The organism is Anaerobacillus sp. ABA4_114, from assembly GCF_056159065.1.
Window position 1 is genome coordinate 621,089 of sequence record NZ_JBSWUM010000001.1, and the last position, 19,814, is coordinate 640,902.

General features: G+C 41.6%; 17 protein-coding genes and 1 riboswitch. Of the genes, 12 read left to right on the forward strand and 5 right to left on the reverse strand.

The features are described 5' to 3' along the window. Positions 1-112: 112 nt before the first annotated feature. Positions 113-221: riboswitch (SAM riboswitch) on the forward strand. A gap of 170 nt (positions 222-391) precedes the next feature. The 6 genes from ACXAEY_RS03005 (at position 392) to ACXAEY_RS03030 (ending at position 5,530) form a co-directional block, all read left to right on the forward strand. After that, the gene (locus tag ACXAEY_RS03005) at positions 392-1,198 is read left to right on the forward strand and encodes a MetQ/NlpA family ABC transporter substrate-binding protein (protein ID WP_474810416.1); all 807 of its coding nucleotides are present in this window, start codon (positions 392-394) and stop codon (positions 1,196-1,198) included. 22 nt (positions 1,199-1,220) lie between these two features. Further along, positions 1,221-2,255 (forward strand): methionine ABC transporter ATP-binding protein, encoded by a 1,035-nt coding sequence (locus tag ACXAEY_RS03010; protein ID WP_474810417.1) that lies wholly within the window; start codon positions 1,221-1,223, stop codon positions 2,253-2,255. After that, on the forward strand, positions 2,245-2,919 hold the full coding sequence (locus tag ACXAEY_RS03015) for a methionine ABC transporter permease (RefSeq protein WP_270180170.1): 675 nt from the start codon (positions 2,245-2,247) through the stop codon (positions 2,917-2,919). The genes ACXAEY_RS03010 and ACXAEY_RS03015 overlap by 11 nt, the downstream gene beginning before the upstream one ends. A 21-nt stretch (positions 2,920-2,940) precedes the next feature. After that, the gene (locus tag ACXAEY_RS03020; RefSeq protein WP_474810418.1) at positions 2,941-4,023 is read left to right on the forward strand and encodes an iron-containing alcohol dehydrogenase family protein; all 1,083 of its coding nucleotides are present in this window, start codon (positions 2,941-2,943) and stop codon (positions 4,021-4,023) included. A gap of 433 nt (positions 4,024-4,456) precedes the next feature. Continuing rightward, entirely contained in the window at positions 4,457-4,954 is a 498-nt protein-coding gene (locus tag ACXAEY_RS03025; RefSeq protein WP_474810419.1) for a DUF6843 domain-containing protein, read from the forward strand. A 36-nt stretch (positions 4,955-4,990) separates the two neighbouring features. Further along, the gene (locus ACXAEY_RS03030) at positions 4,991-5,530 is read left to right on the forward strand and encodes a GNAT family N-acetyltransferase (RefSeq protein ID WP_474810420.1); all 540 of its coding nucleotides are present in this window, start codon (positions 4,991-4,993) and stop codon (positions 5,528-5,530) included. 75 nt (positions 5,531-5,605) lie between these two features. Here the strand turns inward: ACXAEY_RS03030 and ACXAEY_RS03035 are convergent, their stop codons facing one another. The 3 genes from ACXAEY_RS03035 to galU form a co-directional block, all read right to left on the reverse strand. Beyond that, positions 5,606-6,187, reverse strand: a complete 582-nt coding sequence (locus ACXAEY_RS03035; RefSeq protein WP_474810421.1) for a histidine phosphatase family protein — start codon at positions 6,185-6,187, stop codon at positions 5,606-5,608. Between the two features lies 1 nt (position 6,188). Continuing rightward, positions 6,189-8,099, reverse strand: coding sequence for a response regulator transcription factor (locus ACXAEY_RS03040; protein ID WP_474810422.1), 1,911 nt, complete (start codon positions 8,097-8,099; stop codon positions 6,189-6,191). 138 nt (positions 8,100-8,237) lie between these two features. Next, on the reverse strand, positions 8,238-9,128 hold the full coding sequence (gene galU, locus ACXAEY_RS03045) for a UTP--glucose-1-phosphate uridylyltransferase GalU (protein ID WP_270180164.1): 891 nt from the start codon (positions 9,126-9,128) through the stop codon (positions 8,238-8,240). Between the two features lie 316 nt (positions 9,129-9,444). On the opposite strand from galU, the gene galE reads away from it, so the two are divergent. Further along, positions 9,445-10,446 carry a UDP-glucose 4-epimerase GalE gene (galE, locus tag ACXAEY_RS03050; RefSeq protein ID WP_270180163.1) on the forward strand — a complete coding sequence of 334 codons (1,002 nt, stop codon included), beginning with the start codon at positions 9,445-9,447 and terminating at the stop codon, positions 10,444-10,446. A gap of 321 nt (positions 10,447-10,767) precedes the next feature. Continuing rightward, positions 10,768-11,382, forward strand: coding sequence for a pyroglutamyl-peptidase I (pcp, locus tag ACXAEY_RS03055; protein WP_474810423.1), 615 nt, complete (start codon positions 10,768-10,770; stop codon positions 11,380-11,382). Positions 11,383-11,420: 38 nt separating this feature from the next. Here the strand turns inward: pcp and ACXAEY_RS03060 are convergent, their stop codons facing one another. Together ACXAEY_RS03060 and ACXAEY_RS03065 are read right to left on the reverse strand one after the other, a co-directional pair. Further along, complete coding sequence (locus tag ACXAEY_RS03060) at positions 11,421-13,262, reverse strand: bifunctional diguanylate cyclase/phosphohydrolase (protein WP_474810424.1); 1,842 nt, start codon at positions 13,260-13,262, stop codon at positions 11,421-11,423. Between the two features lie 181 nt (positions 13,263-13,443). Beyond that, positions 13,444-14,031: a DUF5317 domain-containing protein gene (locus ACXAEY_RS03065; RefSeq protein ID WP_474810425.1), complete on the reverse strand. Its 588-nt coding sequence runs from the start codon at positions 14,029-14,031 to the stop codon at positions 13,444-13,446. Between the two features lie 196 nt (positions 14,032-14,227). Between ACXAEY_RS03065 and ACXAEY_RS03070 the strand changes: the two genes are divergently transcribed. From ACXAEY_RS03070 to ACXAEY_RS03085, 4 genes are all read left to right on the forward strand, one after another. Then, a complete protein-coding gene (locus ACXAEY_RS03070; RefSeq protein WP_474810426.1) occupies positions 14,228-15,133 on the forward strand; it encodes an ROK family protein in 906 nt (301 codons plus the stop codon). 23 nt (positions 15,134-15,156) lie between these two features. Continuing rightward, entirely contained in the window at positions 15,157-16,116 is a 960-nt protein-coding gene (gene manA, locus ACXAEY_RS03075; protein ID WP_474810427.1) for a mannose-6-phosphate isomerase, class I, read from the forward strand. Between the two features lie 112 nt (positions 16,117-16,228). Next, positions 16,229-17,959 carry an ABC transporter ATP-binding protein gene (locus ACXAEY_RS03080; RefSeq protein WP_474810428.1) on the forward strand — a complete coding sequence of 577 codons (1,731 nt, stop codon included), beginning with the start codon at positions 16,229-16,231 and terminating at the stop codon, positions 17,957-17,959. Further along, positions 17,940-19,712 (forward strand): ABC transporter ATP-binding protein, encoded by a 1,773-nt coding sequence (locus tag ACXAEY_RS03085; protein ID WP_474810429.1) that lies wholly within the window; start codon positions 17,940-17,942, stop codon positions 19,710-19,712. The genes ACXAEY_RS03080 and ACXAEY_RS03085 overlap by 20 nt, the downstream gene beginning before the upstream one ends. The last annotated feature ends 102 nt before the right edge of the window (positions 19,713-19,814 follow it).

The window sequence follows — 19,814 nt, forward strand, 5'->3', positions numbered from 1 at the left end:
TAATGTGAGGGGTGACAGGCACCGCATCGGTACCACGTCGAAAAAGCCCTTGACGTTCGGTGAGTGAGGTACTATACTATTGAGAATAGTTAAACAATATGAATAATTCAAACTCTTATCAAGAGTGGCGGAGGGACTGGCCCATTGACGCCCGGCAACCATCTCAGTTCGTGAGAAAGGTGCTAATTCCAGCAAACGAGCGATCGTTTGAAAGATGAGAGAGAGTTACATAGTGCAAAACACCCAACTCTCTCTGTTCATCAGAGAGAGTTTTTTCGTTTATGGGGTTTGAAACAAAGGAGGGAACCGACGCTCTGGTGATATCGTGCGTTTACGTAATTTAGTGCAAAGACGCTTTAAATGACTATAGGAGAGAAAGGGAGTTAGGAGAATGAAGAAACTATCACTACTAGTAGGTGCATTATTATTAATTGTCGCAGCTGGGTGTTCTGGCAGTGCAGAGTCAGGTGATTCAAACGAAGGGCCGCTAAAGGTAGGGGTAACAGCGGGTCCGCATGAAGATGTGATGAAGAAAGTAAAAGAAGTTGCTGAGAAAGATGGTTTCGAGATCGATGTAGTGGCGTTTAACGATTACGTTATGCCTAACAAGGCTCTTGATGAAGGGGAACTCGATGCGAATGTTTTTCAGCACGAACCGTATTTAAATGATTTTGTAGAAGAGCGCGGAATGGAATTATCTAAGGTTGCGACGACGATTAATTTTCCGATGGGCATCTATTCCGATCAATATGAGAACCTTGATAATTTGAAGAAAGGTGACAAAGTAGGATTACCGAATCACTCTACTGGAGAACCCCGAGCTCTTATGTTGTTTGAGGAAGCAGGGATCATTGAATTAAAAGACGGTGTAGGTGTTGAAGCAACGATTAAGGATATTGAGAAGAACCCGTTGAATCTTGAGTTTGTTCCTCTTGAAGCATCGCAGATTCCAAGACAGCTAGGTGAGCTTGCCATCGCTGCGATCAACACGAACTATGCGATGGAAAGCGGTCGGGTTCCAACTGAAGATTCTCTCGTAATGGAACCAGAAGATTCTCCTTGGGTGAACGTAATCGCAACAAAAACCGAGAATAAAGACGACGAGAGAATCAATAAACTAGTGGACTATTATCAGTCAGATGAAGTTAAGAAGTTTATTAAAGAAGAATTCAACGGCTCAGTCATAGCATCCTGGTAATTTCGGTAAAGGAGAGAAGGAAATGATACGACTAGAAAATATCTCAAAAGCGTTTCAAACCGGAACTACTGTTACGAAGGCTCTGGATAGCGTTGACCTTAACGTTGAAAAGGGAAAGATCTATGGTGTGATCGGTTATAGTGGCGCTGGTAAAAGTACCCTCGTTCGAACGGTCAATCTGTTAGAGAGACCAACAGAAGGGAAAGTGTTCATTAATGATGTAGAGTTAACCGGTCTATCAGCTGGCAAGTTAAAGAAAACACGTCAGCGAATCGGAATGATCTTTCAGTCGTTCAATCTATTAAAAACGGGGACGGTTTATCAAAATATCGCCATCCCCCTTAAGCTCACTGGCGTTTCAAAAAAGGAAATCGATTCGCGTGTAAGAAAGTATCTACAGATTGTAGGACTAGAAGATAAGATCGACGTGTATCCTGGACAGCTCTCAGGTGGACAGAAACAAAGAGTAGCGATTGCACGCGCGCTAGCGCATGAACCAGAAGTTCTTCTTTGTGACGAAGCAACGAGCGCGCTCGATCCAGACACAACTGAGTCGATTTTATCTTTACTAGAGCAAATCAACCAGGAGTTCGGACTAACGATTTTACTCATTACACATGAAATGCACGTGGTTCAAAAGATTTGTCATGAAGTGGCCGTGATGGAAAACGGACGCATCATTGAACAAGGACCCGTTGTTGATCTATTTAGCAGACCAAAGACGCCTACGACGAAACGATTCGTACAATCGCTGTTTCAAGATGACGTACCTGAATCCCTCGTGAAGAAGCTTGAGTCGAAGGGACAAATCGTGACGCTTTCCTTCGTAGGAGAATCGTCAGGAAAGCCTGCACTTGCGCTCCTTAGTAAAAACTTTGATATTTATCCATCTATTCTTGCAGGGAATATTACGCAACTTAAGGATCAACCTTTTGGTAGATTAGTCGTTCATCTTGAAGGAGAAGATTTAGAAACGAAGAGAGCGGTTATGTTCTTAGAAGAACGGGGAATTTTTGTAGAAGGGTATGTACCGGAGGTGAACGCGCATGTCAGCTAAGATTTCGGAATTTATCGATCTATGGGGCGCGGATATTTGGAGTGCGATCATCGAAACGTTCCAGATGGTGGGAATCTCGCTGTTAATTTCAGTGCTGTTAGGATTACCACTCGGTGTGCTTCTCGTGCTAACAAGACCTGGGAAGGCGCTAGATAACAAGATCCTTTTTCGATTGTTAAACGCTGTGATCAATGTGATCAGGTCCATCCCGTTCATCATCTTATTGTTTTTCATCCTGCCTTTTACAAAGTTTATCGCAGGCACTACGATCGGAGTGAAGGGCGTGATCGTGCCGCTCGTCGTCTTTACTGCTCCTTACATAGCAAGGTTGATGGAGTCCGCTCTTCTTGAGGTGGATCGAGGCGTCGTTGAAGCATATGAGGCGATGGGGATTAAGACACGTCATATCATCTGGCATGTACTTGTAAGAGAATCGCGTTCTTCCATCGTATTAGGACTTACGATTGCGACGATTGGTTTGATCGGAGCCACCGCGATGGCAGGGCTTGTCGGAGCAGGTGGATTAGGTGACCTTGCTTATCGCTATGGGCATCTTCGTTACGAAGTCGACGTGATGTACGTAACGGTGTTCTTGCTGATCGTACTCGTTCAGGGGCTTCAATCTCTCGGTAATGTAATGGCAGCACGGCTTAAGAAGGACTAGACTCACGAAAGGAGTTTTCTTATGGAACCAATTCATGTTCGAGCAACCCCGGGGCACTATCAGTGTCAGCAAGGTGTTTTGGATGAACTTCCAGATCGATTGGAGCAAGGTGGGTTCCAAAACATTTTTTTTATTCACGGAGAAAAATCTTGGGATGCAGCTACTCCTTATCTACCTGATCTCTCCAGATTCAAAGTAGCGTATTCGAGGTACAGAGGAGAGTGCTCAAATGCTGAGATAACAAGGCAAGCTGAGCTCGCTCGACTTCATGGTGCCGATCTTATCATCGGTGTGGGAGGTGGTAAGGTTCTTGATGTTGCAAAAGCAGTTGCGAATGAACTATTGATTGAAACTGCACTTATACCTACACTCGCTTCAACATGTGCAGCGTGTACGCCTCTCAGTGTGATTTATTCAGAGGAAGGAGAGTTCCAAAAACATATTGTTTACCCAAGGAGCACGCACCTTGTTTTAGTGGAACCTGAAATCTTGCTCGACTCACCGCCTGGATTCCTACGTGCTGGAATTGGAGATACACTCGCAAAATGGTATGAAGCGAGAAGCATCATCGAAACGCTTCCTTCACATTCAGTACCGATTCATTTTGCGTATGTTGCTGCGAAAAGCTGTCGTGATGTGCTGTTAGAACATGGAGAGAAAGCATTGGTCGATCAGAGAAACAACCATCTAAGTGAATCGTTTATAAAAGTGATCGAAACGAATCTCTTAACAAGCGGAATGGTAGGAGGTTTCGGCGATCAGTATGGGCGGGTTGCTGGAGCGCATGCCATCCATAACGCATTAACGCATCAGCCTGAAACACACTCTTTTCTCCATGGGGAAAAAGTGGCATATGGGATACTCGCCCAGCTCGCTTTAGAAGAGCGATGGGATGAGATCAAAGAGTTGATCCCTTTCTATGAGTTAGTAGAGTTACCATTATCACTCGCTGAACTTGGTATCACTAGTGATGTCCAGGCTAAAGCGGTATCAAAATATGCAACAAAAGAGGAAGAGACGATTCATATTACGAAGCAGGTATCACCAGAGGAACTGTTCAATGCGATTTTAAAGCTTGAAGAAATGACGAAAACAGTGAAGTGATAAAAAGACCCCTGGATCTAAGAAAGATCCAGGGGTTTATATATGGTATTGGTGATCGGAAAGCCGGTCGATGTGACGGTCGCGATGTTTTCTAAATGCTTCCTTGAGTTTTGGTTGTGGTTTGAAGAAATTCTTCATTAGAAATATCATAGTATACCCTCCTTTTATCTTTCATCCTATTCATATAACAGCCTGTTTATTAAAGATTCTCCGGTAGCTCTCTCCTGTGTTACCTCTCTCTTTCTACTTCCAGTGTACGCAGATATTAGTTGGATTAAACCGGTCACGAGGATGGTTTCGTATCAGTCCATAGTCTGATATTTTCTTCGACAAATAGCGGGGGGTGACAGGCACCGTTCTTGAACTGAAGGAACTTTCTTGTAGGTGTCGAACTATTCATAGAGTTGGTTTATATAATGGGGGCGAAGCAGAAATGAGATGGAGCAAGCTACTTGTTTTGACACTTGTGGTTGTAAGTATGGTTTCATGTTCGTCTAAAGCTTCTACTAACCATGACAAAACAGATACGCTGCATTTGATTCCAGAAGGCTTCGAAGGTCAATTGATCACCGTCTATAATGTAGAGGGAGCACCAAAGTTGAAAAAGGAAAAAGGGTTCACCGTCATTCGTTACGATAAGAATGGAATGTTTCTAACTTCTACTGAAGAAATGGAATATGGAACCGTTACAGATGAGTTTTATTATGTAGATCGTAAAGACAAACGTACGAAAATCGATGAGAATTGTACGTATCTTTTTCCTAACGGGGGTATAACGATCAAAGACAGGCGACTTCTTTATAATGCGTTCTACATCACGGAAACACATTGTAGTGAAGACTTTGTAGGTCGAGGACCACAAGCCCCTGCAAATCGAAATTTAACACCTAAGCTTGAAGCAAAATTAATCGAAGAGGGACTGATGGAATAGAGTGCCTCTTTTTTAAGAGAAAAGGATGAAGGAATGATGAATGGAAGCTTAACTCAACTACGCGCTGTTGCGCTTGAAGATATGGAAGATATCTATCAGTGGAGAAACGATGATGAGGTGAGTCTCTTCGCTGTAGGCAATTCTCCTCTTTTAACACACGTATCTCGTGAACAAGTAGAAAGTACGTATGAAACGATCGTCAAAATGGATCGAGCGGAGAATGGCGTATTTTCTATTCTCGATTTGGAAGGTAGAATAATAGGGATTGCAGATTACCGTGATGTGAACATCATTACGAGGTCCGCCGTGATGGGCATTACGATTGGCGATAAAGCCTATTGGGGAAAAGGGTACGGAAGTGATGCGATTAAGGTAATGATTCGTTATTTATTTCATCAATTAAACATGCAGCGCATTCAGCTAGACACATGGAGTGGAAACGCTCGTGCGATCAGAGCATATGAAAAGTGCGGATTCAAGGTAGAAGGGCGATTACGCCAAAATGAGTATGTTGATGGAAAGTACTATGATACCGTCATTATGGGCTTACTCAGAAGCGAATGGGAGCAGCCTTAATCAAACGTTTGTTTAACATCGAAACCCCCGTTTTAAAAGAGTATGCTCTCTTTCAAAACGGGGGTTTGGTGTCGATTATGAGGTTGTTTGTTTTTGTGGTGCACTCCATATTCTTTCTACATGATCAAGGTCTTCCGCGTGAAATGATAGTTTGTAAATATCAGGCATATCAAGACTCTTCCAGAACGTTACATCATAACGATCGTCAAAATAACTCATGAGTAACACCATAATATTTCCGTGAGTACCGATTACCACGTTCTTACCTTCATACGTACGAAGAATTCTCTTTAATTCTTGTACTCCTCTTCGACGGGCATCCACATTCGACTCTCCTCCAACGAATGAGAATGTTTCGTCGCTCCAAACCGCATTGATCGCTGCATTAAAGTCCTCTACAGGTTTTCCAGCTAAAAGGCGCTCTTTTAGATTCTCGACTACGATCACATCTTGACCGATCTCTTTTGCAATTCCTTCAACAGTAGCAATCGCACGACGATAAGGGCTCGAAAGCACCACGTCCACTTGATGTTCCGTCATTAATTCCGTTACTTTATTCGCGTCAGCAGTCCCTTTTTGTGAAAGTCCACGACCATACTCATCTGGCGTATAGGTAGAATGTGCATGACGCACTAAATAAATTGTTGTGCGCTCCATACTAGCCTCCTAATATTCGTTTTGTTAGTTCTGTTCGGTTTTTTACATGAAGCTTTGCATAAATTCGAGTTAAGTGTTTTTTTACCGTGATTTCAGTTAAAGATAGTTCATTCGCTATTCTCGCATTTGATTTCCCTTCGATGACGAGATTGGCTACTTCTTTTTCACGAGGAGTGAATCCATAGCGATCCAACGGCGTCTGATTGAATGTCACGCCGATCGCGCGTGCGAAATTATCAAGATACTGAGATAAACGCTTGTTTTTTAAGTCGAGCTCGTACGTTTTCGAACGTGCGTGCATTCCGTAATCGTCGTGAGATGCTTCAGGAATTTCTTCAAAGTTAAATTGTTCGAGAAGGTTCTGAAAGTAGACGACAGGGGTAGAAGCAACGAGTATTCCTTCGGTCAATACAAGCGGAAGGAGATGATAAAGCAATGCGTATAGCTCGTCTTCTTGGCTTTTATCTTTCACATCCAGGTAGCGGATAACCCAACCACATGGCTCACTAGCATGGCGGATTCGTTTTTCTTCAGTATTTGACAACTTTGAAAAGTAGCTTCGAGTGACGAAGCTTTCTTTTAATAAATCGATCGTAGTTGATTGAATCGGAATCGTAACGGTCATCCCTCGCACGACTCCTTTTTCATTTCTCAGAAGTTTAATGTGTTGTAATCCGATGTCATCAAGTGATTCCTTTGTTATGTAAGAACCTTTCGAGAAGCGCTCTTTATCATTATCAAGGAAAGAATGAATGTCACCCCAGTCCTTCTGTTGAGCTGAGGTGAGAGAATACATCGAAATATTTTCATTGTTGAACGGCGAAGAATGAATCATTCGATCTTTTAAAAGGTAGAAAAAGTCATTGACCTCATTGATTCTAATCACGTGGTCGTTTTGTTCGATGAATTTCCGACAATACATCAGCGCGTTTTTCCATAATTCATGATAATACGTTGGTTTTCGTTTCATTAGGTCTGTTTTCAAAGCGTTTTGGAAAAGAGGATGAAGTTTCCAACCATCCGCGGTTTCTTTAACAAAAGAATATGAGGTGAGACGCTCGAACTCTCTTCTAGATAAGGAGGTTGTAAGAATCGCTTCTATCTTTTCCTGGTAAATCTGAATTCCAAATACAGCTGCCTCTATATAAGGCACCATCTTATCGTCCGTAACTTCTCTCATCCATTCTCGCACTACATACTGATAGGTTTCTTGTACGAGTTTTTCATCTAGTTTAAGAGCTGTATTAGAGGAATAGACAAGGTGTGAGATGGCAAAAGGGTTTCCTTTCGAGTGGTGCCAAATTTTCTGTAAATAACTATCTGTTGACGTCTTGATCATAAGTTGAAATTGCTCATACGTTAACGAACGAAGCTCGATCGAGTTAATAAAAGGGTGCCATATAGAAGATTTCCAATAAGTATTAAGTGGTTTTCTTCCACAAAAAATGAAAATGATCGATGAAGGTAGGGAGGGGAGAAAGGACTGTCGAAACCATTCATCTAGCTTTTCATAATGTTCATATGAGTCAATGGCGATAACCGTGCGAATTCCCTCTTTCTCAAGGTGTTGAATGTGCATGAAGATCGCCTCAAGTGGTGAAACAGAAGGAGAAGCTGGCCCCATTTGCTCGAGTAATGCGTGTAAAAATGAAGTTGGGTCAGCTCTTGTGTATTGGGCATTCACGAGGTAGAAAGGTGTTCCGTTCCGTCGTGCTTTTAAACGGAAGTGCATAAGTAATTCACTCTTACCTGTCCCAGAGTGACCATGTATCGAAAGGATTCCGCTGCTTTTTCCTACTAATAATCTATGAAAAGTGTCGATTTCATTCTCTCTTGAAATCGTAATAGGACTGAATGTAGAATGGTTAAAACCCTTTTTAACGTTCGGTAAATCTTCCAGCATATGTATCATCACGCCCCGTTGAATAATTTTGCATACGAAAGTATATAAATACTATACTTTCGTATGAATTAGCAATATTCCTGCAAAGCGTGCAAATCTTATCGAAGTTTTAAAAATCCGCATTCCGAGAATGGAATGCGGATTTCATTATTTCTTTGTAGCGAGTTCTTGTTCGACTACTTGTTTCAAGTAGTTCATAACATCCTCTCGAAGTTCAGGACGATATAAAGCGAAGTCGATCGTTGCCTTGATAAAACCGAATTTATCTCCAACGTCGTAACGCATGCCGTCGAATTCATGAGCAAATACGGCTTGTTGTTCGTTCAATCGTTTGATCGCATCGGTTAACTGGATTTCTCCACCAGCACCGGTTGTCTGTGTATCGAGGATCGAGAAGATTTCAGGTGTGAGAATATAACGGCCGAGTATCGCATAATTAGAAGGTGCTTCTTCTAATGCTGGCTTCTCAACGAGAGATTGGATTGGAATGATGCCGTTATCGATTTGTTCTCCTTTTGGTGCGATGACACCGTATTTAGAAACGTCTTCACTAGGAACTTGTTGAACTCCAACAATCGACGTTCGGTATCTGTTGTAGCTTTCCATCAATTGCCCGATACATGGTTTCTCAGATCGCACGATGTCATCTCCAAGAAGAACCGCAAATGGCTCGTTTCCGATAAACCGGCTAGCACAATTAATCGCATGACCTAGCCCTTTAGGTTCTTTTTGACGTATGTAATGAATGTTTGCAAGGTTAGAGATTTCTTTAACTTCATTCAGCATCTTTGTTTTTTGTTTCTTAGTAAGCGTTTCTTCAAGTTCATAGGACTTATCAAAATGATCCTCGATTGCACGCTTTCCACGGCCACTAACGATAATAATATCTTCAATACCAGCCGCGACAGCTTCTTCTACAATATATTGAATTGTAGGTTTATCAACGATTGGCAGCATTTCTTTAGGTTGTGCTTTGGTAGCTGGTAAAAAACGTGTTCCAAGACCAGCTGCAGGTATGATCGCTTTTCTCACTCTCACGTTGGAATTCCTCCCAATATCTAGTTAATTTATGTTTCTATTTCCCTATAAATTCCTTTTCCATACTAACATAAATTAGTTGGATTTTCCTGTTTTTTCTTGGTGAAGTTTCTAAAGTCGAATTAATAAAATCTTGCCTAAAACTAATTTCGACGCCATTACCTATGTTCCTTTATTCGTTTTGTAATTTAAGAGAGTTCATAGTCAGTATTTGATGGATTCAAGAGCCCTTATAATAATTTTTACTATTTTCCGGGAAATAACGTGTAGATTCGACGCGAGATAACAGGTACTATGATGATGGAGGGGATAAAAAATGGCAATTTTAGTAACCGGGGGAGCAGGATACATAGGTAGTCATACTGTTATGTATTTAAAAGAGCAAGGAGAAGAAGTCGTTGTACTCGACAATTTATCGAAGGGGCATGCAGAAGCTTTTACAGACGTTCCTTTTTACCAAGCAGATTTAACAGATGGAAAAGTTTTAGATCAAATTTTCAATGATCACGACATTGATTCCGTTATTCACTTTGCTGCGAGTTCACTTGTCGGGGAGAGCGTAGCAAATCCATTAGAATACTACCGTAACAATGTGACTGGATCTCATGCTCTTGTTTCTAAGCTCGTTCTGCATCAAGTGAAGTACATCGTTTTCTCTTCAACTGCCGCAACTTATGGAAACCCTAAGAGAACACCGATCGAAGAGAGTGATCCTACGGTTCCGACGAATCCGTATGGGGAAACAAAACTCGCCATTGAAAACATGCTTCGCTGGTGTGATGAGGCTTATGGTTTGAAATCTACATCGCTTAGGTATTTTAATGCAGCAGGTGCTGATCCTGAAGGGCGTATTGGAGAAGATCATGATCCTGAATCTCACTTGATTCCGATCGTTCTTCAAGCTGCTCTTGGACAACGTGAGAAAGTTTCAATCTTTGGTAGTGACTATCCGACAAAGGATGGCACATGCGTCAGAGACTACATTCACGTGTTAGATCTTGCTCAAGCGCATTACCTAGCGTTAAAGCGAATGAAAACAACTGATGAGAGTGCGATTTTTAACCTAGGGAATGGAAAAGGCTTCACTGTAAAAGAAGTGATCGACACATGCCGGAATGTAACCCAAACAGCGATAGTAGCAGAAGAAGCGCCTCGTCGTGCAGGTGATCCCGCTATATTGATCGCATCGTCTCAAAAAGCGATCGAGCAACTCGGATGGCAGCCTGTTTATCCAGAGCTTCAACAAATTGTTGAGCATGCATGGAATTGGCACCAGCACCACCCTCAAGGGTATAAGAAAAATCACGTTTCATTGTAGAGTTTGACATAATAGTACGAAGGTCATGCGTAGGTTTGCATGACTTTTTTTATACCCGATTAAAACTAAATGTAATGGGGAAGAGGAAGGTATAGTAGTAAGAATGAAACGGTGGTGTTAGAGTATTGGGATACTTTCTGCTACTAATCTTTTCTTTAGCAATTTTAATCTTTCTTATTCGAGTTCCGATGACGGAACGATTCCCGCCTGCTATTCGAAAGCTGGGAATTACGTTTCTTGTAGGCCTTTCACTTGTTTTTTTAATTTTATTTATTGGGGGACTGGTAGGTGCCTGACCCCAAGATGAAAGGGGCGAATAGAATGGATAGGTTATTATTAACAGGGTTTGAACCTTTTCTTGAACATCGACATAACCCTACTGAATCAATTGTTCGTGAGATGGATGAAGAAATGGTTGGAGGATTTGAGATTATTGGGCGTGTATTGCCAGTCGATTTTAAACAGGCTTCTGAAAGATTGCTCACGTATGTGGAAGAGTGTAAGCCAAGTGCGATCATCATGCTTGGTTTAGCCGCAGATCGTACCAAGATTACACCTGAACGAATTGCGATCAATGTGAACGATAGTGTTGAGGACAACACGGGGAACGCTCCTGAAGATGAACCGATTGTAGAAGGCGGCCCAGCCGCATACTTTTCAACGTTGCCTATCAAACGAATGACGGATGCCCTCTTGCAAAATGGAATACCTGCAGAGATTTCTAATACGGCAGGGACGTACTTATGTAATAACGTTATGTACAGTGTGCTTCATGTTCTTGAACAGAATAACATCGACACGCCAGCAGGATTCGTGCATGTGCCACCGACTTTTGAAATGACGTTACACCATTCTGCTCATACAGGGTTTCCGTTCAATAGTATTCGAGATTCCATTCGAATCATGATCAATACGATAGCAGAAGCAAAAGTTTAAAAAATATAAAAAAGCAGAGCGCTCATGCTCTGCTTTTTTTATGGGTTTGCCTGTACGGGCTGCTCCTGGTCAATCTTACCCGTATCTAGTGTTGGAGACTCTTCGATCACTTCGATGAAAGCTTCAACAAGCTGTGGATCAAATTGAGACCCTGAGCAACTCTTTAATTCATCGATTGCTTCCGAGAAAGATTTCGTTTCCTGATAAGGTCGTTCGGTTGTCATTGCATCGAACGAGTCGATTACAGTCAGCATACGAACGAGTCTAGGAATCTCATAGCCGCTCATTCCATATGGATATCCCTTTCCATCGAAGCGTTCATGATGCAGTTCGACAAGAGGCAGCAGATCGTGAAGCTCTCGGTCGGTAGAAACGATTTCTCTTCCCCAGATCACGTGTTTTTGAACCATTTCCCATTCTTCTTTTGTAAGCTTCCCTTTTTTATTGATCACATCTCTCGGGATTTCTAACTTTCCTATATCATGTATAAGAGCTCCCATAATGAGCGTTTTGCGGTCTGTCATATTCAGGTTTAACTTGTTGCTGAATTGAATGGCATACTCATAAACTCGTCTACTGTGACGATACGTATAGACATCTTTATATAAAAAGATACGCAGCTGCTGTTCAAGGTGGTCCATTTCCTGTTGATATTGAAACGTGTCCACAGGAAGATTTTCAGTATCGTAAAGGGACACGTTATTCTTTCCTTTTGTTTTCGCAAAGTACATCGCCTGATCGGCTTTTTCAATCATTTCAGTTGAATTATAGAGTTCAAGGTTGTATTCAATCACGCCTGCTGAGAAAGATAGGCAGCCATGAGGGAGAACCTCGACTCCTTCAAAGTAGATATCGTTGACTTGTTTTCTCAGCTGATTAATAAAACGATAAGCTTCTAGCTGAGATAGCCCAGGCATCAACACCGCGAATTCTTCGCCGCCATATCTTGCCACAGTGAAATCTGACTTGGCCATCCTCTTCATTTCAGCACCGAAATGCTTGAGTAAACGATCACCCTGCAAGTGACCGTGAAGATCATTGTATTTCTTAAAATCATCTAAATCCAATAGGCCGAGTGAAAGAGCATCCCCTGATCGTTTAGCTTTATCGATCTCTTTTTCTAATAAATTCTTAAAATAACCATGGTTATATAATTCCGTTAAGTGATCCATATCTGCCTTCTCTGAAACTTCCTGGTAAAGCTGAAAGTACTGTTTAAATGAGACAGATAAAAGGATCGCTACGAGCGTAAATAGAAAAATACCCAGAAACACCTGTTGCTTCATTAATAATACAAGTATCAATGAAAGTACGAGGGTGATCAGATAGCTTGATATTGTTTCTTTTAGCATTCCTTTAATCACCATGAATAAGCTCTGAGTTTGAGTTAAAAGAAAAAATAGACCGATAAATAATACGTTTAAGAGAAAGTAAACGCTAAAAGACGCAAGGTATGAAGAAATATTTAAAACCGTTATTGAACTGAGTTCTCCACCTGTTAATAAAAAAGAATGATACGTGCTGACGATCATGATAACGTAGATCGAAAAGTTAAAGAGGTGTTTCCACCAAACGACTTGCTTTTGATACACAGCATAGATAAGAGAAGTGAATAGTAAGATTGTTAGCGACATATCTAAACCAAATACAAACAGAATTGCCAGGTAAATCGCTGAATCCATAGATAAGGAGTTACCGCTTGGAGGCAACAAGATCGTATAGTGGTTTAGGAGGAGAATCGCAGTAATAAACGTGAAGGCCAGACTCCATTTAAGTGGCGTCATAGAGTAGCTTGAGATGTATAATAAGATTCCAGCAACAGATACCGCGCTAAGGTATACGTTCACTAGGTAGTTGTTATTTTGAAATATGCCCTTCATGTTTCCACCACTCTCATTTAAATTTAGTTTGAAGTTGGAGGAGCACGGGGTGCTCCTCTTCATCAATTAAACTAATTTAAATCCAGAAGTTAATGCGATTAAGGCGGTAGAAATAATAGCAATATTAACGATGATACCAGTTAGCTTAATGCCTTCTTTTCTTTCCATGCTGTCACCTCCTTTAAGTAGACAGCGTCTTAGTCGCGGAAGATGAACCTTCTGGATGTCGATTCTTTACCATGACTCGCTGTATAAAGATAAAAATACCTATATTCATGACGATGTCGCCAAAGCTAATCACCTGATCTTTTGGATAAGGGTCGGTTATTGGTATCACATCGCCAAGGAATCCTAGTAACGTTGAATCGGTAAGGACTGCATGCTTTCCATATAACCCGTTTTGGATAGCGCTTGCATATGCAGGATCTAATATGGCAGCAGCTTCTAGTGATACTGGCATTCGACCGCCATTCAGTGCCATGACGATAAAGTTTAGTAATACACCTAGCAATAGGATTGGAATACCAATGTTCATCTTGCGGTTTAACCACAGAAAAGCCATGCCGACGACGTAGATAAGCATAAATAGTACTCCACTATACTTTCCAATCCATGCATAGGAAGATTGATAGACAAAAACTCCTATCTCGATCAGAAGTAAGAGTGGGAATATCCACCCAGCGCGGAAGGATAAATACGCAAAGCCTTTTAAGCTCCCTTTTCTTAGGAAACCAATGAGAATGGCTAGTAAAATACCGTCAAATACCATGTTTGTCACCTAATTTGTTAGTTTAATAATAGTTTATCAGAGCACTACTAGTAGTCAACGAAATTCCTAGAAATTTTTCAAAATTTAGCAATTTATGACGATGTGTGATGATTATTGAAAGAATTGTAAATACGTGCTATATCTTTTCGCAATTCATGGTAGCATATAAAAATAAGAAATGGCAGGAGGGGATATTTTGGGAAACTACTATATGGGTATAGATTTAGGAGGAACGAACCTCCGAGTTGGCGTAACAGATGAACAAGGACATTTACTTCAAGTCAGGCAAACCCCTACGATCGCGACGTCTGGATACACTTCTATTATCGCAAGAATGATCGACTTGATAAAAGAGTTGACCGATACTTATAAAGTAGAAACAATAGGGATTGGGTCACCTGGACCGTTAAATCCTTTCGACGGTATTGTCATGTCACCACCTAACCTGCCAGGGTGGAAGGATGTTCCGATTACGGAAATCGTTCAGAAAGAAGTGAGTATTCCAACTCTCCTAATAAATGATGCTGACGCCGCTGCTCTAGGTGAAGCGATGTATGGAGCGGGAAAGGGCAAACAAAGTTCCTTTTACATTACGGTCAGTACTGGAGTAGGCGGAGGATACGTGTTACAGAATAAGATCGTGCAAGGAGAACATGGCTATGGTGCAGAAATCGGAAACATGATCATCAAGCCGAATGGTCCGAAGCATGCTAATATGAATGCAGGTTCCCTCGAAGCATTGGCTTCTGGAACTGCAATCGGTAGAGAGGGCAAGGCGAGGCTTGGAATTGAGGGCGGAGCAAAAGAGGTCTTCGCCATGGCGGATGAAGGGAACCAAGCTGCTATCGCGATCATAAGTGAAGCGATGGATGCACTTGCCATCGGAATCGCAAACCTTGTTCATACACTTGACCCATCAGTATTTATCCTTGGTGGAGGCGTAATGAATGCCCAAAACGAGCTGTTCTCGCTCCTTAGAAAAAAAGTGGACGGCTATCTATATGAAGGGTTACGTGGAAAAGTTGTCATCGAGCCTGCGGTCCTAGGAGATCATGCAGGATTGATTGGAGCTGCTATGGCTGGAATAAACGAAAAGAACTAAGAACAAAATGAGGAGGAATAATTGTGTATCAACATGAACCGCTTTTTTTAAAGCCTGAATTCAAAGATCGAATCTGGGGTGGCACTAAGCTTAATGATATTTTTGGCTATGATATCCCGTCTGAAACAACTGGTGAATGCTGGGGGATTTCCGCTCATCAGAATGGACCATGTGAAATTAAGAACGGACCTCTCGAAGGTCAAACATTGAACAACATATGGGATGAACATCGAAATTTATTCGGAGATGAAGAGGGAGATCACTTTCCATTATTAGTGAAAATTTTGGATGCAAATCGTGATTTATCTGTACAGGTTCATCCCGACGATACATACGCGAGGAACGTTGAAAATGAAGCATACGGTAAGACGGAATGCTGGTATATCATCGATTGTGACCCTGGTGCTGAGCTTATCTTTGGTCACCATGCTAAAACAAAATCGGAGTTTACAGAGATGATCGATAATGGAGAGTGGGATAGCTTGCTTCGACGTGTTCCGATCGAGCCAGGGCAATTCTATTTTGTTCCGAGTGGTACGATCCATGCGATTGGAGCAGGAACGATGATTCTTGAAACGCAACAGAGTTCTGATACGACGTATCGTGTTTATGACTATGATCGTACGGATGATCAGGGCAATAAGCGCGAGCTTCATATCGAGAGATCCAAAGAAGTTTCTACAATCCCTCATCGTGATCCTGAGTTTGAACCAATCGTTTCAAATCAAGAAGGATTAAGGCAAACAAAGCTGATCGACTCTACTTATTTTACAGTGTATCATTGGGAGATCGATGGGGTATTTACGAATAAACTGGATGCACGCTACTTATTAGTAAGCGTATTGAGTGGTGAAGGTGAAATTTCTTCAGGAGGTTCTTCACACTTTATAAAACAAGGAGATCATTTTATCATCCCATCGACTATGAATGAGTTTGAACTTGAGGGTGAGCTCGAACTGATGGTTTCTAAAAGTAATAGGTAAGGGATCGGCTTTTTAGCCGGTTTCTTTTTTTTGGTGTCATAATTTTCGTAGCCCTAAATATTCTGAAAAATATGGTAAAGTGTAAGAGATGTCAGAGTGTTTTGGAGGGGTCATGCGCAAAATTTTTTCTTTTATTTATCCTTATCGTAAGGCTGCGATCATCGCTGCTTTACTAATGCTTGTGGAGCTAGCGGTCGAACTGTGGTTACCTCTATTAATGGCCGACATCATCGATAACGGCATTATAGAGAGGGACCTATCTGTCATTAAATCAGTCGGGCTATTCATGCTCGGTCTTACGATTTTTTCTTTTATTACCTCGATCATCAATACGTACCTTGCCTCTTATGTCAGTCAGCAATTCGCGTATGATTTGAGGGAGGCGCTGTTTGAAAAGATTCAATCGTTCTCTTTTATCGATTTCAATCGTTTTCCAACATCTTCTCTTATCACAAGGCTTACGAATGATGTGAACCAGGTCCAGCTTGTTATTTTTATGGGACTTCGAATTATGGTGAGAGCACCTCTTCTTGTTGTAGGGGGGATTGTGATGGCTCTTATTGTAGATTGGCAAATTGCTCTTTTGTTAACGGTCGCTATACCGATCGTTATCGCCTTTCTCTTTTATGTCATGAAAAAAGGAATCGCTTTATTCGCACTCGTGCAGGAGAAGCTTGATCGAGTGAACGGCGTGATGAGAGAGAATTTAGTAGGCATTCGTTTAATAAAAGCGCTAAGGCGAAGCAGATACGAACAAGATCGGTTCAAAGTAGTGAATGACGATCTGTTTGACCGAAACGTGGCTTCTTTACGACTGATCGAACTAGCGACACCCGTATTATTGATCATCATGAACATTGGGATCGTAGCTGTTATTTGGTTTGGAGGGGTCAAAATTATCGGTGGAGGTACGAGAGTTGGAGATGTTGCTGCTATCATTACCTATGGCACACGGATAACGGTTGCGCTCTCGATGTTTTCTTTCATCTTAATGATTCTTTCACGTGCTAGAGCTTCTGTTCATCGTATGGATGAGGTCTTTGCGACAGAGACAGATACTCAGGGTTCTAGCAAGCCTTTGTCGCTGCCTCTACGCACATTGGAATTTTCGAACATCCATTTCTCATACCCTGATACAGAGGTGTTAAAGAATATTACTTTCAGTTTAAAGCGAGGGCAATTCATTGGCATTTTAGGTTCTACAGGGACTGGGAAGACTTCGCTAATACAGCTGATCCCCCGCCTTTACGAACCAGATTCAGGTGAAATCAAATGGAACGGGGTCCATTTAAACGAAATACAGGTTGAAGAGCTTAGAAGAGCCATTGGAGTCGTTCCTCAAGAAGTGATGCTTTTCAGTGATACGATCGGTGAAAACATTCGGTGGGGAAAAGAGGATGCAACGATGGAAGAAATCGTTGAGGCTGCAAAAACAGCTCAAATTCACGAGTTTATTATGACGCTTCCAAAGAAGTATGAAACGGAGCTCGGTCAAAAAGGTGTCAATCTCTCAGGCGGTCAAAAACAACGGCTGTCTATTGCGAGAGCTCTCATTCGAAATCCTGAAATATTAATTCTAGATGATAGCACCAGTGCACTGGATTTAAAAACTGAAGCGAAATTACAAGACTCTCTTAGAAACAGTAAATTTCAAGGGCTCATCTTACTGATCGCACAGAAGATAAGTTCTGTGAAAGATGCCGATCAAATCATCGTGCTCGACGATGGAGAAGTGGTAGGGAAGGGCACACACATGAGGCTGCTAAGTGAGAATGAAACGTACCAGGATATTTATTCTTCGCAGTACGGTGAGGAGGTAGATCATGCCGAGAGGACATCTTAAAAGTAAGAAGAGGCCTGATGACATAAAAGGAACTGTGAAAAGAATCTGGAGCTATCTATCTGTGAAGAAAGGTCTCCTATCTTTGGTCCTTTTGCTTGTTCTGATGAGCTCGGTCTTTGGTCTACTCGGTCCTTACTTAACTAGTGTGGCGATCGACGATTATTTAGTTAAGGGGGACTTAAATGGTCTGCTACCTCTACTATTCGTGTTGATCGGAATTTATTTTCTTCAGTCGATCGTCACCTATTTACAGAATTTCTGGATGATCGGCATCGCACAAAAAACGGTTTTATATATGAGAAAAGATCTTTTTCATCACTTCCAGCGCCTTCCTATTCCTTATTTTGATAAGAAGACACACGGCGAGCTTATGAGCCGGCTAACGAATGATATCGAGAATGTAAGCAAAACGTTAAACAGCTCCGTCATTCAAATCTTCTCTAGTGTTTTAACATTAATCGGTACAGTTGCTATCATGATTTGGTTGAGCCCGCTGCTAACCTTAATCACGTTTACAATCATTCCACTCATGTTCCTTGGTATGAAATGGATAACGAAGCGTACAGGGTATTATTTTAAAGAACAGCAGCGTAATTTGGGAACGTTAAACGGCGTCATCGAAGAAACGATTTCAGGTCAACAGATCGTAAAAACTTTTTCACAAGAAGAAAGAGTGAAAAAGCAGTTTGCAAAAGAAAGTGATGAGTTGCGAAAATCAGGCTTTTGGGCATTAACATATTCAGGTTTTATTCCAAAGCTAATGAACGTGTTAAACAATTTAAGCTTCGTATTGATCGCGGCAGCAGGAGGGTGGCTTGCACTTGAAGGGTTAGTCACAATTGGAGTAATCGTTGCTTTCATTCAGTATTCAAGACAGTTTACAAGACCTTTAAATGATCTAGCGAATCAGTTTAATACGATACTCTCTGCAGTTGCTGGGGCTGAAAGGGTTTTTGTTGTTCTGGATGAAAAGGAAGAACAAAGAGATCGCAATGACGCAACTGTATTAAAAGACGTAGAGGGTCACGTTTCTTTTAGAGAAGTTTCGTTTGGATATGAAAAAGACCAAGATACGTTGAAGGGCATAACCTTCTCTGCACAACCAGGTGAATCAGTAGCGATCGTTGGACCGACTGGAGCTGGCAAAACAACGATCTTAAACTTACTCATGAGATTTTATGAGATCGATGAAGGAACGATTGAAATTGACGGAAAAGAGATCGCGTCAATAACAAGAGATAGTTTGCGAGGTAATATGGGGTTTGTTTTGCAAGATACGCTATTATTTGAAGAAAGTATATTAGAAAACATCCGTTATGGTCGGTTAGAAGCAACGGATGAAGAGGTTAGAAATGCTGCGAGGATAGCGAATGCTCATTCCTTTATATCGAAGCTCCCCAATGGATATCACACTGTTCTAAAGCAAGATGGGGGAGGGATAAGCCATGGACAAAGGCAGTTATTATCGATTGCACGGGCTGTGCTAGCGGATCCTGCGATCTTAATTTTAGACGAAGCCACGAGTAGTATCGATACGAGAACAGAAATACAGATCCAGCGCGCGCTGTGGAAGTTGATGGAAGGAAGAACGAGCTTTGTCATCGCCCACCGATTGAATACGATTCAGCGGGCAGATCAGATCCTTGTGTTACATCAAGGGGAAATTCTTGAAAAAGGGTCTCATGAAGAACTGCTTAAGAAAGATGGATTTTATAAAGAAATGGTGATTTCAGGTATCCAAGAGAATGCTTGAGCGCTGTGAAGGAAACGTGAACCTCAACGAAACTGCCGATTAACTGAGGCAGTTTTTTTTGTATTTCAGATCGTTTTTAGACTATTGCGAAATAACAAGCAG

Excerpts from the sequence above, each read along its gene's own strand:
- ACXAEY_RS03030 (WP_474810420.1), top strand. The coding sequence starts at position 4,991 with ATGAATGGAAGCTTAACTCAACTACGCGCTGTTGCGCTTGAAGATATG.
- ACXAEY_RS03040 (WP_474810422.1), bottom strand. The coding sequence starts at position 8,099 with ATGATACATATGCTGGAAGATTTACCGAACGTTAAAAAGGGTTTTAAC.
- ACXAEY_RS03025 (WP_474810419.1), top strand. The coding sequence starts at position 4,457 with ATGAGATGGAGCAAGCTACTTGTTTTGACACTTGTGGTTGTAAGTATG.
- ACXAEY_RS03010 (WP_474810417.1), top strand. The coding sequence starts at position 1,221 with ATGATACGACTAGAAAATATCTCAAAAGCGTTTCAAACCGGAACTACT.
- ACXAEY_RS03005 (WP_474810416.1), top strand. The coding sequence starts at position 392 with ATGAAGAAACTATCACTACTAGTAGGTGCATTATTATTAATTGTCGCA.
- ACXAEY_RS03080 (WP_474810428.1), top strand. The coding sequence starts at position 16,229 with ATGCGCAAAATTTTTTCTTTTATTTATCCTTATCGTAAGGCTGCGATC.
- ACXAEY_RS03020 (WP_474810418.1), top strand. The coding sequence starts at position 2,941 with ATGGAACCAATTCATGTTCGAGCAACCCCGGGGCACTATCAGTGTCAG.
- galE (WP_270180163.1), top strand. The coding sequence starts at position 9,445 with ATGGCAATTTTAGTAACCGGGGGAGCAGGATACATAGGTAGTCATACT.
- ACXAEY_RS03035 (WP_474810421.1), bottom strand. The coding sequence starts at position 6,187 with ATGGAGCGCACAACAATTTATTTAGTGCGTCATGCACATTCTACCTAT.
- pcp (WP_474810423.1), top strand. The coding sequence starts at position 10,768 with ATGGATAGGTTATTATTAACAGGGTTTGAACCTTTTCTTGAACATCGA.
- ACXAEY_RS03065 (WP_474810425.1), bottom strand. The coding sequence starts at position 14,031 with ATGGTATTTGACGGTATTTTACTAGCCATTCTCATTGGTTTCCTAAGA.
- ACXAEY_RS03085 (WP_474810429.1), top strand. The coding sequence starts at position 17,940 with ATGCCGAGAGGACATCTTAAAAGTAAGAAGAGGCCTGATGACATAAAA.
- ACXAEY_RS03060 (WP_474810424.1), bottom strand. The coding sequence starts at position 13,262 with ATGAAGGGCATATTTCAAAATAACAACTACCTAGTGAACGTATACCTT.
- ACXAEY_RS03015 (WP_270180170.1), top strand. The coding sequence starts at position 2,245 with ATGTCAGCTAAGATTTCGGAATTTATCGATCTATGGGGCGCGGATATT.